Genomic DNA, 13,839 nt, shown 5'->3' with positions numbered 1-13,839 from the left:
GTCTTGCCATGGTCCACGTGACCAATGGTGCCGACGTTCACGTGTGGCTTCTTGCGCTCGAACTTGGATTTGGACATTGGGGACCCCTACCTCGCTCAGACCAGCTATTCCCGACGCCGCCAGCCCGTACCACAGCCGACGTTAGACCTGTTGCTGCCGTCGCAGCGCGGACCCGGCCGTCGACCGGAGTCCGTTCGTTGGAGCCCATGACCGGATTTGAACCGGTGACCTCACCCTTACCAAGGGTGTGCTCTACCAACTGAGCTACATGGGCGATGTCTGCCGCCACCAAATCCAATTGCGCGACGCCGTCCTCATGCGACCGGTGCCGCCGCGCACGAGACCGTCGTGTGGAGCGGGTGATGGGAATCGAACCCACACCATCAGCTTGGAAGGCTGAGGTTCTACCATTGAACTACACCCGCAGGGGCCTCGTCCCCCGCCAACGCTGCCAGCCCAACTGCAACGTGAAGGTTCGACACGGTGTCGTCGCGGCCATCGGCGAGCCCGTCGTCGGTGGTGCGCGGCTTTGGCGGATACCTTTTGGTGGAGGGGGGAGGATTCGAACCTCCGAAGGCTGAGCCGTCAGATTTACAGTCTGATCCCTTTGACCGCTCGGGAACCCCTCCAAGCAATCGAGCGCGGCAGTATAGGCCGCAGCCGAACGTCGGTCAACAGCTCATCGACAAGACCATGCCCCATCCCGTTCAGATAGCCGACGGCCCCGGCGGCTGGAGCGCATCTCGTCCGGCGCAGGCCGTTTCGGCGCCCGCGATGCTATTCTTGTCGGCTCGCGCAACGGACACGCGTGCCCGAGATCGACAACCATCCGCCCCAAGGACGATCCGCCAAAAGCGATCCCCCTAAGAACGATCCCCAGCAACATCCCCAGTAACGCTCTCCAAGAGGTCTAGCCCCGATGGACGTCACAATCTTCGGCAGCGGTTATGTCGGCCTGGTCACCGGCGCCTGTCTTGCAGAGGTCGGCAACAACGTGCTCTGCGTGGACGTGGACGAGCGCAAGATCGAGCTGCTGAACGCAGGCGGGGTGCCCATCTACGAGCCGGGCCTCGACGACATGATCCGGCGCAACGCCAAAGCCGGCCGGCTCGCCTTCAGCAGCGACCTTGCCGCCGGCGTCGCCCACGGCCTGTTCCAGTTCATCGCGGTCGGCACCCCGCCCGACGAAGACGGCTCGGCGGACCTCAAGCATGTGCTGAGCGTTGCCACCACCATCGGCGAGCACATGGATGCGTACCGGATTATCGTCGATAAATCCACGGTACCCGTGGGCACAGCAGACCGCGTCGCCGAGCGCATCCGCGAGACCCAGGCCGGGCGTGGCGTCAGCATCGAGGTCGACGTCGTATCCAACCCCGAGTTTCTGAAGGAGGGTGCGGCCATCGAGGACTTCATGCGCCCGGACCGCGTCATCGTGGGCACCGACAACCCGCGCACCGCGGAGCTGCTGCGCGCCCTCTACGCGCCCTTCAACCGCAATCACGATCGGCTGATGGTCATGGACGTACGCTCGGCGGAGCTCACCAAGTACGCCGCCAATGCGATCCTGGCCACCAAGATCAGCTTTATGAACGAGCTGTCCAACATCGCCGAAGCGGTGGGGGCGGACATCGAGCAGGTGCGGGTCGGCATCGGCTCGGATCCGCGCATCGGCTATCAGTTCATCTATCCCGGCTGCGGCTACGGCGGCTCCTGCTTCCCCAAGGACGTCCGTGCACTGGAGCGCACGGCCACCACCGTCGGCTACACGGCCGAGCTGCTGCGGGCTGTGGAGGCGGTCAACTTCCGCCAGAAGGAGATCCTCTTCGGCAAGATTGCCGACTACTTCGACGGCGCGCTGGACGGCAAGGTCATCGCACTCTGGGGCCTCGCGTTCAAGCCGAACACCGACGACATGCGCGAGGCGTCCAGCCGCCGCCTGATGGAGCAGCTCTGGGACGCAGGCGCCGCCGTGCGGGCCTACGATCCGGTGGCCATGGACGAGACCCGGCGCATCTACGGCGCGCGTTCGGACCTGACCCTGACCGACGACCCGCTGGCGGCGCTGGACGGCGCCGACGTGCTGGCCATCGTCACCGAGTGGACCCAGTTCCGCAGCCCGGATTTCAATGCGATCCGGACGCGGCTGCGCCACCCCGTGATTTTTGACGGGCGCAATATCCTCGACCACGGACAGGTAACGGCCGCAGGCCTGACCTATGTGTCCATCGGCCGCGCCAGCAAAGCGCCGCGCCAAGGCGTTGCGAGCCTCTGAGACCTGTCGTCCCGCGCCCCGCGTCAGCTCTCGCGCGGCGCCCGCCGCGGCCCTGAAACCCACACCGATCCGCGCCGAAACCCCGCGCTGTCCGGCCCCGTATGGACCGCGGCGGCGCCGACTCGCCCCACGCCGCAAACCTCAAGCGGCGGGCCGGCGAGCATCTCCGGGACTGCGGCCCCACAGCCGCGTGACGGAGGCGCAAGCGCACACCCAAGCGACCCAGCGCCGCCACCTGTCGAGCGGCTTAGCCTAAGTCACTACTCCGATCAATCAGCCGCTTCCACCCGCGGATAAGCGGAAAACCCCTAAAATGCACTACCGTTGCGCCTCAGCAACACTCGCCACCGCAAGTACACCATTGGTCGGCGCTTGATTTGACATTTATGCCACCACGGCTAATCATTGCAACAGGACCCGCATGGGTACGCGGCCGCCGTTGACAAGGCATAAAGCCAGCTTCGGCGCTGACATACCACCACGACAGAGGATCAAACATGAAACTGCAGCCCCTGACCGCGGCCGTCGCGGTTGTATGTTGCGTTGGTGCATCACCAGTCCTGGCCACCAACGGCTACATGTCCCACGCCTATTCGCCAACCGCCGCAGGCATGGCCGGTGCCGGCGAAGCTGCGCTGCCGCAGGACTCGCTGTCGGTGGTCGGCAACCCGGCGGGCCTCACCCGGGTCGGTCGGCGCGCGGACGCCGGTCTCGCCTGGTTTCGCCCGCTGCGCGAGTACGACGGGCTGACGCCGGATCCCATGACAGGCGCCCTGGCCCCCATCGGCGGGCCGCCGGACGGGCGAGCCACGGTAGAAAGCGAGAACAACGACTTCCTGGTGCCGGGTCTCGGCTATGTGCATCCCATCGACGCCGTCAGCGCGGTAGGCGTCGCGCTCTTCGGCAACGGCGGCATGAACTCGGACTATCGGAGCAGGGACACCCTGTTCAATGTCGGCACCTTCGGCGGCAACAACACGCTTGCGAATCCGCCGTCCTACCAGCCGCCCGATCCGCGTGCCGGCATGCAAGTGCCTGGCACCAGCCGGATCGGCGGCGGGGACGCCGGCGTCAACCTCGAGCAGCTCGGTATCTCCTTCGGGTACGCACGCGACTTGGCGAGCAACGTGTCAATCGGTGCGAGCTTCCTGCTCGGCTACCAGACCATCGAGATCAAGGGCGTCGGAGCGTTCCAGGGCTTCACCCAGACCTTTACCCAGAGCATGATTCAGAGCGGCACGATGTCGGCCATCTCGCCGGACAGCCTGTCCGATAACGGCAAAGACTCCGCCTGGGGCTACGGCTTCCAGGTCGGCGGCCTGTGGGACGTGACATCCCAGCTCACGCTCGGCCTGTCCTATCGCACCAAGATCTTCATGGACAAGTTCGACAAGTACTCGGATCTGTTTGCCGAAGGCGGTGGCTTCGACATCCCGGCCGTGGGCAGCATCGGCGCCGCCTTCCGCGCCACCCCGGACCTGACCTTTGCCCTCGATGTACAGCAGATTTGGTACGGCGACGTGGACGCAGTGGCGAACGGCAACGAGCTGGCCACCCGCTGCGACTTGGGTGCGGCCTTCGGCATGCCGAGCGCCCCCGGCGCCACCTATGACTCCCGCTACTGCCTGGGCGGCTCCAAAGGCGCCGGCTTCGGTTGGGACGACATGACCGTCATCAAGTTCGGCGTGCAGTACGACGTCAATGACCAGCTCACGCTGCGCGCCGGCTACAGTCACGGCAACAACCCCATCGACGGCACCCAGGTGGCGTTCAACACCCTGGCGCCCGCGGTCATCGAGGACCACTGGACCCTGGGCGGCACCTACCGGCTCCGCGACGACTTCGAGCTGACCTTCTGGGGCATGTACGCGCCGGAGGGCTCAGCGAAAGGCCCCGGCGCCTTCACCGGCACCCAGGCACCGGAAATCAAGATGACCCAGTACGAGCTTGGTGTGAACTTCGCCTGGCTCTTCAACTGAGACACCACCCGCGCCGACCCCCGGGTCGGCTCATCGACAAAGCCGCCTCCGGGCGGCTTTGTCATGTCCGCGGCGCAGACAGTGCAACGCCGACATGCACACCCGGGCGACGACGCGGCAAGCGCAGGCGCCATCGACGCCGACGACGAGCACACGTCAGGGGGCGGCGTGCAGGCGGTTCATCGCAAGTTGGAAACGGCCCTCGACGAGGTCGGGCAAGGCGCGTGCGGCGTCATCCACCACATCCAGAATCGCCGTCGCATCCGCCTGCGACGGACGCCCGAGCACATACCCCACCACACGCGACTTCTCGCCGGGATGGCCGATGCCAATGCGCAGCCGCCAGAAGTCGCGGCTGCCCAGCGCCGCGATGCTGTCGCGCATGCCGTTGTGTCCGGCATGCCCGCCGCCGAGCTTGAGCTTGGCACGGCCGGGCGGCAGGTCCAGCTCGTCGTAGGCGATGAGGATCGCCTCGGGCGGGATGTCGAAATAGCGAGCCACCGCGGCCACGGCGCGGCCGCTGTGATTCATGTAGGTGCTCGGCTTCAGCAGACGCACGTCCGTGGCGCCGACGGTGATGCGCCCCAGCAGCCCATGGAACTTCGCCTCGGCCCGGAAGCTGCCATGGTGCGCCTCGGCGAGCCGGTCCACGAGCCAGAAGCCCGCGTTGTGGCGGGTCAAGGCGTAGTCTGGGCCGGGGTTGCCGAGCCCGATGACGAGCCGAATGCCGGAATGGGACATTGCTGCAAACCTGAGCGCCGTGCTGAGCAGTGGCCCGTCAGCCGCGTCAGCGTCCGTGCGGCGCCGCCCGCCCGGGCCGCAGCGGCCACCGGGGCGGGTCGATGCGCTTCAGGCTCACTCAGCCGGGGCCTCGCCACTCTCGCCCTCGCCTTCGGCGCCCTCCTCCTCGGCGCTGCCGCCATAGGCCGCATGAATGCTGACCACAGGTGTGTCGGCATCCATGGCCGCCGTCAGCTCGACGCCGGCCGGGAGCTTCAGGTCCGACACCTGCAGCACATCGCCGATCTCCATCGCTGCCATATCCACCGCGATGTACTCGGGCAAATCCTTCGGCAGGCAGCTGATTTCGAGCTCCGTCAGGTTATGCGAGACCACGCCGCCCTTCTTGACGCCGACGGCGGTGGCCTCGTGCTCGAAGTGCAGCGGCACGCTCATGCGCAGCTTGTCCTTGGCGCTGATGCGCTGAAAATCGACATGAATGATGAAGGGCTTGGCGGGATGCCGCTGCAGATCCTTCAACACCACCTGCGTGGTCTCGCCGTCGAGCTTCAGATTCAGGATGCTGGAATAAAAGGCCTCGTAGTCGAGCTGGCGGTAAAGCTCGCTGTGCAGCACCGACACCATCTGCGGGTCCCGATGACCGCCATAGACGATGCCCGGCACGAGACCCTGGCGACGCAGGCGGCGGCTCGCACCCTTCCCCCCGTCGGTCCGCGGCTGGGCAACGACTTCAAAGATTTCGCTCATGCTTCAGTCTCCAAGACAGTGGGTCGCCACAACAGTGGCTCTCCACGACACAAGGCGCCGCCACCCGCGACCAGGTGGACGGCGCCCGCTCGCCGCTGCCCCATGCAGCGGTCAAACAGCCTGCGCCTGCACCCCGGATGCTATCCGCGGCCAGGGCGCATGGTTGAAGGCGCCGGCGGCATGCGCGGCCGCCGACCGAAATCAGTCCACGAACAACGAGCTCACGGACTCTTCGTCCGAGACCCGGCGCATGGTCTCCGCCAGCAGCTCGCCGATACTGAGCTGGCGGATCTTCGGGCAGGCCGCAGCATCGGGCCCCAACGGGATGGTGTTGGTGACCACCAGCTCGTCGAGCTCGGATGCGGCGATATTGTCAACCGCGGGCCCCGAGAGCACCGGATGTGTGCAGTAGGCCGCGACCATCGCCGCACCATGCTGCTTCAGCGCAGACGCCGCCTGGCACAGGGTGCCTGCGGTGTCGACGAGGTCGTCGATGAGCACGCAGCAGCGCTCCCGGACATCGCCGATGATGTTCATGACCTTGGCCTCGTTCGGCTTCGGTCGGCGCTTGTCGATAATGGCAAGCTCGGCATCATCGAGCCGCTTTGCCACCGCCCGCGCCCGCACGACGCCGCCCACGTCGGGCGACACCACCATCAGCCCCGGATACTTCTGCTTCCAGATGTCGCCGAGCAGCACGGGTGAAGCGTAAACATTGTCCACCGGGATATCGAAGAAGCCCTGGATCTGATCCGCGTGCAGATCCACGGTCAGCACGCGGTCCGCTCCTGCGGTGCCGATCATCTTCGCCACCAGCCGGGCCGTGATGGGCACCCGGGCGGAGCGCGGACGGCGGTCCTGCCGAGCATAGCCGAAATACGGGATGACGGCCGTAATGCGCTTCGCTGAGGCCCAGCGCAGCGCGTCGATCATCACCAGGAGCTCCATCAGATTGTCGTTGGTCGGCGCACAGGTCGGCTGCACGACGAAGACATCCCGGCCACGGACGTTCTCCTGGATCTCCGTCATCACCTCGCCGTCGCTGAACTGACCCACCACGGCCTTGCCGAGGGGCAGGCTCAGGTGCGCCGTGATCTCGGCGGCGAGCTCCGGGTTTGCGTTCCCGGTGAAGACCATCAAATGGCTGTCGGGCACGGCTCTACGCCGCACGCGCTCACCCATGCCGGGTGCAGGTGCTGGGCGCGATGGCGATTCCATGGGCGGCGTCAGGGGGAAACGTCAGGGGGAAGGGTCAGGGGGCAGCGTCAGGGGCAAGCGTCAGGGGCAAGCGTCAGGCGATAGCGTTACGCGGCAGCGTCCGGGTAAGTGCAGGGCTCCGATGACGTGTCACGCGAGCTTACGCGGTCAGGGCGCGAGTCGACGCCCCATGCGCGCTTGCTCAGTGCGTCAGGCTGGGTGCGACCTCGGCCATAGAGTCTGCTCTGCCCGCGACGGATGGTGGCTGGGGCGCCAGGATTCGAACCTGGGAATGCTGGGATCAAAACCCAGTGCCTTACCGCTTGGCGACGCCCCAAGTGATCTTTGGATTGAGCCTCTGAGCCAGGCGGCGACTGCGCTCTTCCGGTGGGCGCTCCTGCGCACGTCAGCGCCCAACCGCTGCGTGGAGCCGCCGCCGACCGACCCCGAACCGACGCAGCGAACAGCGTCAGGCGAACAGCGGCGAGCGGTTGCGACCCTGCGCGATGAAGGGCGCATAGCCCGCGGGCACCTGCGCCAAGGCCGCCTGCGCCCCATCTTTGGACGCAAAGGTGCCGAAGACGCAGCAGCCGGTGCCCGTCAGCCGGGGCGCGGCAGCCGCCGCGTCGAGCCAGTCGAAGGCGTCTGCCACGGCCGGATAGCGCCTGCGCACCACAGCCAGGCAATCGTTTGGGCATTGACCCGCAACGAAGTCCGCCATTGTGATGGGGCTTGAGTCTCGTGTCAATTCCGGGTCGCCGAAGACCGCGGCGGTGGACACCGACTGCGGCGGCACCAACACCAGGTACCAGTCCTCTGGCGGCGTGATGCGGGAGATCTCTTCGCCCACACCTTCCGCCCAGCAGGCGTACCCCCGCACAAATACGGGCACATCGGCGCCGAGGGCAAGGCCGATGCGCGCCAGGGCCTCCAGGTCCAGCCCCAGCGCCCAAAGCTGATTCAGCGCGTGCAGGGTCGTTGCGGCATCCGAGCTGCCCCCGCCGAGCCCGCCGCCCATGGGCAGGACCTTGTCGATGTCGATGTCGACGCCGGCACCGCAGCCGGTCGCCTCGCGCAGGGCCATCGCGGCGCGCACCACGAGATCCTGCTCCGGCGGCACGTCCGCGGCAGCGCGACCGCGCTGGATGCGCCCGTCCGCCCGCGGCGTGAAGTACAGGCGATCCGCCCGGTCCAGAAACTGGAACACCGTCTGCAGGCGATGGTAGCCGTCCGGTCGGCGCCCCAACACCCGCAGCATCAGGTTCAGCTTCGCCGGCGCGAGCCAAGCGCCCTCTGGCGTCGGGCGTGGGGATGGGTCGTGCATCGTCTGACTGGTGTCTGTGCCGGCGCGGGCGCCAGGTCCCGAGTGCGCCGTCACGCCATCAGTTTCCGGGCGTCTGGCTGTAGCGATGCTTGCCGAGGACGCGCAGCAGGTACTCATGCTCGGGATCGGCCTCCAGCGCGCGGTCCCAAATGGCCCGCGCTTCGTCCTTGCGGCCCAGCGCCCACAGCACTTCACCCAGGTGCGCGGCGATCTCCGGGTCGAACACCAGGTCCAGCGCCTGCCGCAGATAGGGCTCCGCGGCCTGCGGATCGCCCATGCGGTACAGCACCCAGCCCATGCTGTCCATGATGGCGGGCTCGTCCGGCTTCAGCGCGAGCGCCTGCTCGATGAGCTCCTTCGCCTCTGCCAGTCGGTCGGTGCGATCGGCCAGCGTGTAGCCGAGGGCGTTCAGCGCATCGGCATGCTCCGGGTCCTGTGCGAGGATGTGCCGCAGGTCAGATTCCAAAAGCTCGACCCGGTCCAGGCCGACCGCGACCATGGCCCGGGCGTAGCGCAGATCCGGGTCGTCGGGGCGCGCTGCGACGGCCTGATCGTACACCGCCATGGCCTGCTGCTCGGCGTCGTGCTCGCGCAGCATCTCGCCTTCGATGAGGTAGAGCGTAACGGCGTCGTCGGGCATTTGGTCGCGCAGCTGCTGGAGCATGTCCCGGGCGCGGCTCACGTCGCCGCCCGCCGCATGCAGGCGCGCGATCCGCACCGCTGCATCGGTGGCGTTGGACCCGTCCACCCGGGCGTACCAGCCGAGCGCAGCGTCCGCGTTGCCCGCGCGCTCCTCCAGCTGGCCGAAGAGGAAGGCGACATCGTCCTCGCGGCGGCCGAGCTCGTCGAGCCGCGTCAGGTGGGTGCGGGCCTTGTCCAGGGCATCCACCTCAAGCGCCAGCACCGCTGCCGTGAAGAGCACGTCGGGCTGATCCGGATCCCGCGCTAGGACGGCATCGAAGACCTCGAGCGCCGACGCGTATTCTTCGGCATCGATGTGCAGCTGCGCGCGCAGCAGCGTGAGCGCTTTGTCATCACCCGCCTGCGCCAGGTAGTCGTCCAGTAGGCCAGCTGCCGCTTCGCGCTCGCCGTCAGCGACCAGCAGCTGCACAAGAAAGATGCGCGGCTCGTTCCAGTCCGGTCGCAGCTCGGCGGCGCGCGCAGCGGCCTTGCGGGCGAGCGCGTTGTCGTCCGCGGCCACGGCCAGGGTGGCCAGCGCGAACTGGGCATCGGCGTCGTCCGCCGCGTCGGCGATGAGCGCCTGCATCAAATCCAGCCGCTCCGCCGGGTCCTCGATGCGTGCGAGCAGCTGTGCCGCCTGCAGGTACGGCTGCCTGCCGGCGGGCGTCACCCGCACCAGCTCGCGCAGCGCCGCCAGGGTGGCGTCACGGTCGCCCGCCTCGATCTGGACGTAGGCCGCGATCTGGCGCGCCTTGACGGAGTCGGGGTCCAGCCCCTGCCAGAGGTCCACGGCGCGCTGGCCCGCCTGCGGGTCTCCGAGCGCCAGCGCCGCGCGGGCGGCCAGCGCCGCAAGCTCCGGGTCGCGGGCCAGCTGCGCTGCGTGCAGGTAATGCGTAAAGGCCATACGCTGGTCGGCGCGCTGCGCGGCGACCTCGCCCACCAGCACGGAGTAGATCAGATCGGCCGTCAGCTCCGACGGCGGTGCGCCGGCCTCGGCACCGGCTGCAGCGTTTGCGGTGGTGTCCTGCGTGTCTGCGGCGGGCTCGGGCAGGTCGTCGGCGACGGCGAGCGCAGGCAGCGTCAGGGCGAGCATCAGGCCCAGCATCAGGCCCGGCATCAGGGCCAGCCACAGGGCGGCGGAGTGGGCGTGTCGGGTCATGTGCGTGCGGCTTCCCCGGGGCTGTTGACCGCGATCAGCGGTGAATGCGTTTGATGGCAGTATACTAGGGCAGTTCCTGCGCCATGGTGCCGGTGTATCTGCTGCGGGCCGGCGCTCACACCGTCGGCGGGCGGTAAGCAGCCTGACAGCGTCGTCGCTCGTCCCTACGAGCGCCGCCGACGGCCCCGGACAGACCTGCGCCCGAACCAAACCCTGGCCCAAACCTTGGCCCAAACCTTGAGCCGGTCCTGGACCCAGACCTTTGGCAGGGACCGGCCCGGCGGCGTCGCCAAGCCATACACTGCCACATGGGGTCGCGCGAGGCTCCGTCCAGCCACCGCAGCGACGCCGCAGGCGAAGCAGACACCCAACACAGCAACGGCCAAACCGAAGCCATGACGATATTGACCCTCGGCTTGAACCACAAGACGGCGCCCGTCGATACCCGCGAGCGGCTGACGTTCGGGCCTGATGTGATCGTCGGTGCGCTGCGCAGCATCACCGAGCAGACCCCCGCCGACGAGGCCCTGATCCTCTCCACCTGCAACCGCATGGAGGTCTACTGCGCCGTGGACGGCAGCGGCGCCGAAGCGGCGGTGCGCAACTGGCTCGGCGAGTTCCACGGCCTGGAGCCGCAGCTGTTCGCTCAGCACCTGTATCACTATCAGGACCGCGATGCCGTGCGCCACCTGCTCAAGGTCGCGAGCGGCCTGGACTCCATGGTGCTCGGCGAGCCGCAGATCCTGGGCCAGGTGAAGCAGGCATTCCAGACGGCCAACGCTGCCGGCGGCACCGGGCGGATGCTCGGCAAGCTCTTCCAGCACACCTTCTCCGTGGCCAAGCAGGTGCGCACGGACACCGCCATCGGCTCCAGCCCGGTGTCGGTGGCTTTCGCCGCCGTCAGCCTGGCGCGGCAGATCTTCAGCGACCTGAGCCGGCAGACCGCGCTGCTCATCGGCGCCGGCGAAACCATCGAGCTCGCCGCCCGCCACCTGCACCAGCACGGCATCGGGCGCATCATCGTCGCCAACCGCACTGTGGAGCGTGCCCACGGCATCGCGCAGCAGTTCGACGGCTATGCCATCGCGCTGACGGAGCTCTCCAACCACCTGCCGGAGGCGGACATCGTCGTCTCCTCCACGGCGAGCCCCTTGCCGGTGCTCGGCAAGGGCACCGTGGAGCGCGCACTCAAGAAGCGTCGCCACCGCCCGGTGTTCATGGTGGATATCGCCGTGCCGCGGGACATCGAGCCCGAGGTGCGCGATCTGCGCGATGTGTATCTGTACACCGTGGACGACCTCCAGGGGGTGGTGGACCAGGGCATGCGCTCGCGCCAGCAGGCGGCGGAGCAGGCGCAGGAGATCATCGAGCTGCACACCGAAGAGTTCATGGGCTGGGTGCGGTCGCTGAACGCCGTCTCCCTGATCCAGGACTACCGCGCCCGCGCCGAGTGCACCCGCGACAGCCTGGTGGAGCGCGCCCAACGCCAGCTCGCCGCGGGCAAGCCGGCGGACGAGGTGGTGTGCCAGCTGGCACACCTGCTCACCAACAAGCTGCTGCACAGCCCGAGCGTACGCCTGCGCCGAGCCGGCCGCGAGGGCCGCAACGAGCTGCTGGAGGCCGCCAACGAGCTGTTCCAGCTCAAGGTGGAGAACGACTCCAACCGCTGAGGCCCAATCGCTCGGAGCCGGTCGCTGATCCCCAGCCACTGATCCCCAGCCTGTCAGTCCGTCGCGTCCATGAACCCATCCCTCCGGGGCAAGCTCGACCAGCTCGCCGAGCGCCATGCCGAGGTCACCGCCCTGCTCGCGGACCCGGACACCCAGACCGACCAAACGCGCTTTCGCGACCTGAGCCGCGAGTACGCCCAGCTGGAGCCGCTGGTGGCGCGTCTCGGCGAATACCGGGAGGCCGAGGCGGCCATCGACAGCGCCCGGGAGCTGCTGGCAGACCCGGAGATGAAAGGCCTCGCGGCCGATGAGATCGCCGCCGCCGAGGCCCGTCGCGACGAGCTGGAGCCGGTGCTCCTCGGGCTGCTGGTGCCGCCGGACCCGAACGACGCGCGCAACGTGTATCTGGAGATCCGCGCCGGCACCGGCGGTGCCGAGGCGGCCCTCTTCGCCGCGGATCTGCTGCGCATGTACCTGCGCTACGCAGAGCTGCGGGGCTGGCGCCACGAGATCATGAGCGCGAGCGAAGGCGAGCTCGGCGGCTACAAGGAAATCATCGTGCGCATCGCAGGGCCGGACGTCTATGCCCGGCTCAAGTTCGAGTCCGGCGCCCACCGCGTGCAGCGGGTGCCGGAGACCGAGTCCCAGGGCCGGGTGCACACCTCCGCCTGCACCGTCGCCATCCTGCCGGAGGCGGAGGCGGTGGACGACGTACAGATCGCAAGCGAGGATCTGCGTGTGGACACCTACCGCGCCTCCGGTGCCGGCGGCCAGCATGTGAACAAGACCGACTCCGCCGTGCGCATCACCCATCTGCCGAGCGGCATCGTCGTCGAATGCCAGGACGAGCGCTCTCAGCACAAGAACCGCGCCCGCGCCCTGGCGCTGCTGCAGGCCAGGCTGCTGTCGGATGCCGTCGCCTCCCAGGTGGCGGAGCGCAGCGAGTCCCGCCGGCTCCAGGTGGGCAGCGGCGACCGCTCCGAGCGCATCCGCACCTACAACTTCCCGCAGAACCGACTCACGGATCACCGCATCAACCTGACGCTCTACAAGCTGGACGAAGTCATGCTGGGCCAGCTGGACCAGGTCATTGAGCCGCTGCGCCAGGAGCACCAGGCGGACGAGCTCGCCGCCCTGATGAGCGCCTGAGCCCCTGTCCTGCCCAACGACCTTGCCGCAACCCCGTCAGACCAGCCTTGCGCAAGCGGTGCAGGAGGGCGCCGCGCGCCTCACGCGCGCCGCCCAGCCCGCTGCCCGGCTCGAGGCCGAGCTGCTGCTGTGCGCGGCCACGGGGCTGCCCCGCACGACTCTCTTTGCGTATCCCGAGCAGCCGGTACCGGCCGCGGCCGAGTCCGCGCTGGATGCCTTGCTGGCGCGCCGCCTCGCCGGTGAGCCCATGGCCTATATCCTCGGCCGCCGCGGGTTCTACGACCTTGAGCTCTACACCGCCCCAGGGGCGCTGATTCCACGGCCCGAGACCGAGCTGCTGGTGGACTGGGCGCTGGACCTGCTGCCCGCCGACAGCCCCTTGCGCTGTGCCGACCTCGGCACCGGCACCGGCGCCATCGCCCTGGCCCTGGCGCAGGCGAGGCCCAACTGGATGGTCTACGCGGTGGAGCGGGACGCCGCCGCACTCGCCGTGGCGGCAGAGAATCGCCGGCGGCACGCGGCGGCCGAGCTGTTGCTGCTGCGCGGCGACTGGCTCGACGGCTTTGCGGACCGGAGCCTGGACTTGGTGGTCGCCAACCCGCCCTATGTCCGGGCCGGCGACCCGCACCTGCTGCGCGGCGACCTGCGCTTCGAGCCGCCGCAGGCACTGGCAGCAGGCCCAGACGGGCTCGCGGCCATCCGCCGCATCCTCCTGCAGGCCGCCGCCGTGCTGCGTCCCGAGGGGCTCTTGTTGCTGGAGCACGGCTGGGACCAGGCCGCCGAGGTGCGCGCATTGCTGCACCTCGGCGGCTGGTGCGCTATCGTCACCCGCAGGGACGCAGCCGGCCTGGAGCGGGCCACCAGTGCCCGCCGCCCGGCTCAGTGAGCAATAGACGGGCTGACCAGCCAAGGGCCGA

At 68.4% G+C, this 13,839-nt stretch carries 10 protein-coding genes and 4 tRNA genes; 5 read left to right on the top strand and 9 right to left on the bottom strand.

Annotated elements, in window-relative coordinates; translation table 11 throughout:
* Positions 1 to 198: 198 nt before the first annotated feature.
* The 3 genes from QZ607_RS16480 to QZ607_RS16470 form a co-directional block, all read right to left on the bottom strand.
* Positions 199 to 274: transfer RNA gene (locus QZ607_RS16480), tRNA-Thr, on the bottom strand.
* A gap of 77 nt (positions 275 to 351) precedes the next feature.
* Positions 352 to 425, bottom strand: a tRNA-Gly gene (locus QZ607_RS16475).
* A 119-nt stretch (positions 426 to 544) separates the two neighbouring features.
* Positions 545 to 629 (bottom strand) — tRNA-Tyr (locus QZ607_RS16470).
* 290 nt (positions 630 to 919) lie between these two features.
* On the opposite strand from QZ607_RS16470, the gene QZ607_RS16465 reads away from it, so the two are divergent.
* Together QZ607_RS16465 and QZ607_RS16460 are read left to right on the top strand one after the other, a co-directional pair.
* Positions 920 to 2,275 carry a UDP-glucose/GDP-mannose dehydrogenase family protein gene (locus QZ607_RS16465; protein WP_295884778.1) on the top strand — a complete coding sequence of 452 codons (1,356 nt, stop codon included), beginning with the start codon at positions 920 to 922 and terminating at the stop codon, positions 2,273 to 2,275.
* A gap of 497 nt (positions 2,276 to 2,772) precedes the next feature.
* Complete coding sequence (locus QZ607_RS16460; protein ID WP_295884776.1) at positions 2,773 to 4,254, top strand: OmpP1/FadL family transporter; 1,482 nt, start codon at positions 2,773 to 2,775, stop codon at positions 4,252 to 4,254.
* A 156-nt stretch (positions 4,255 to 4,410) separates the two neighbouring features.
* Here QZ607_RS16460 and pth read toward each other — a convergent pair whose 3' ends face one another.
* From pth to QZ607_RS16430, 6 genes are all read right to left on the bottom strand, one after another.
* On the bottom strand, positions 4,411 to 4,995 hold the full coding sequence (gene pth, locus QZ607_RS16455) for an aminoacyl-tRNA hydrolase (RefSeq protein ID WP_295884774.1): 585 nt from the start codon (positions 4,993 to 4,995) through the stop codon (positions 4,411 to 4,413).
* A gap of 114 nt (positions 4,996 to 5,109) precedes the next feature.
* Positions 5,110 to 5,742 (bottom strand): 50S ribosomal protein L25/general stress protein Ctc, encoded by a 633-nt coding sequence (locus QZ607_RS16450; RefSeq protein ID WP_295884771.1) that lies wholly within the window; start codon positions 5,740 to 5,742, stop codon positions 5,110 to 5,112.
* 201 nt (positions 5,743 to 5,943) lie between these two features.
* Positions 5,944 to 6,897, bottom strand: a complete 954-nt coding sequence (locus QZ607_RS16445; protein WP_295884769.1) for a ribose-phosphate diphosphokinase — start codon at positions 6,895 to 6,897, stop codon at positions 5,944 to 5,946.
* Between the two features lie 304 nt (positions 6,898 to 7,201).
* Positions 7,202 to 7,276: transfer RNA gene (locus QZ607_RS16440), tRNA-Gln, on the bottom strand.
* A 132-nt stretch (positions 7,277 to 7,408) separates the two neighbouring features.
* Positions 7,409 to 8,263, bottom strand: coding sequence for a 4-(cytidine 5'-diphospho)-2-C-methyl-D-erythritol kinase (ispE, locus tag QZ607_RS16435; RefSeq protein WP_295884767.1), 855 nt, complete (start codon positions 8,261 to 8,263; stop codon positions 7,409 to 7,411).
* A 58-nt stretch (positions 8,264 to 8,321) separates the two neighbouring features.
* Positions 8,322 to 10,103: a tetratricopeptide repeat protein gene (locus QZ607_RS16430; RefSeq protein WP_295884765.1), complete on the bottom strand. Its 1,782-nt coding sequence runs from the start codon at positions 10,101 to 10,103 to the stop codon at positions 8,322 to 8,324.
* A gap of 395 nt (positions 10,104 to 10,498) precedes the next feature.
* On the opposite strand from QZ607_RS16430, the gene hemA reads away from it, so the two are divergent.
* The 3 genes from hemA to prmC all read left to right on the top strand — a co-directional run bounded on the left by hemA (position 10,499) and on the right by prmC (position 13,808).
* Positions 10,499 to 11,773 carry a glutamyl-tRNA reductase gene (gene hemA, locus QZ607_RS16425; RefSeq protein ID WP_295884763.1) on the top strand — a complete coding sequence of 425 codons (1,275 nt, stop codon included), beginning with the start codon at positions 10,499 to 10,501 and terminating at the stop codon, positions 11,771 to 11,773.
* A gap of 69 nt (positions 11,774 to 11,842) precedes the next feature.
* Positions 11,843 to 12,922, top strand: coding sequence for a peptide chain release factor 1 (gene prfA, locus QZ607_RS16420; RefSeq protein WP_295884760.1), 1,080 nt, complete (start codon positions 11,843 to 11,845; stop codon positions 12,920 to 12,922).
* A gap of 22 nt (positions 12,923 to 12,944) precedes the next feature.
* Positions 12,945 to 13,808 carry a peptide chain release factor N(5)-glutamine methyltransferase gene (gene prmC / locus QZ607_RS16415; RefSeq protein WP_295884755.1) on the top strand — a complete coding sequence of 288 codons (864 nt, stop codon included), beginning with the start codon at positions 12,945 to 12,947 and terminating at the stop codon, positions 13,806 to 13,808.
* The last annotated feature ends 31 nt before the right edge of the window (positions 13,809 to 13,839 follow it).

This window comes from uncultured Thiohalocapsa sp. (genome assembly GCF_913063425.1).
In the GTDB taxonomy this organism is placed as follows: domain Bacteria; phylum Pseudomonadota; class Gammaproteobacteria; order Chromatiales; family Chromatiaceae; genus Thiohalocapsa.
The sequence above is the reverse complement of the archived record's forward strand: the minus strand, read 5'-3'. Positions and strand labels throughout refer to the sequence as shown.

Coding starts and splice junctions, on each gene's coding strand:
- QZ607_RS16465 (WP_295884778.1), top strand. CDS start 920: ATGGACGTCACAATCTTCGGCAGCGGTTATGTCGGCCTGGTCACCGGC.
- QZ607_RS16460 (WP_295884776.1), top strand. CDS start 2,773: ATGAAACTGCAGCCCCTGACCGCGGCCGTCGCGGTTGTATGTTGCGTT.
- pth (WP_295884774.1), bottom strand. CDS start 4,995: ATGTCCCATTCCGGCATTCGGCTCGTCATCGGGCTCGGCAACCCCGGC.
- QZ607_RS16450 (WP_295884771.1), bottom strand. CDS start 5,742: ATGAGCGAAATCTTTGAAGTCGTTGCCCAGCCGCGGACCGACGGGGGG.
- ispE (WP_295884767.1), bottom strand. CDS start 8,263: ATGCACGACCCATCCCCACGCCCGACGCCAGAGGGCGCTTGGCTCGCG.
- QZ607_RS16430 (WP_295884765.1), bottom strand. CDS start 10,103: ATGACCCGACACGCCCACTCCGCCGCCCTGTGGCTGGCCCTGATGCCG.
- hemA (WP_295884763.1), top strand. CDS start 10,499: ATGACGATATTGACCCTCGGCTTGAACCACAAGACGGCGCCCGTCGAT.
- prfA (WP_295884760.1), top strand. CDS start 11,843: ATGAACCCATCCCTCCGGGGCAAGCTCGACCAGCTCGCCGAGCGCCAT.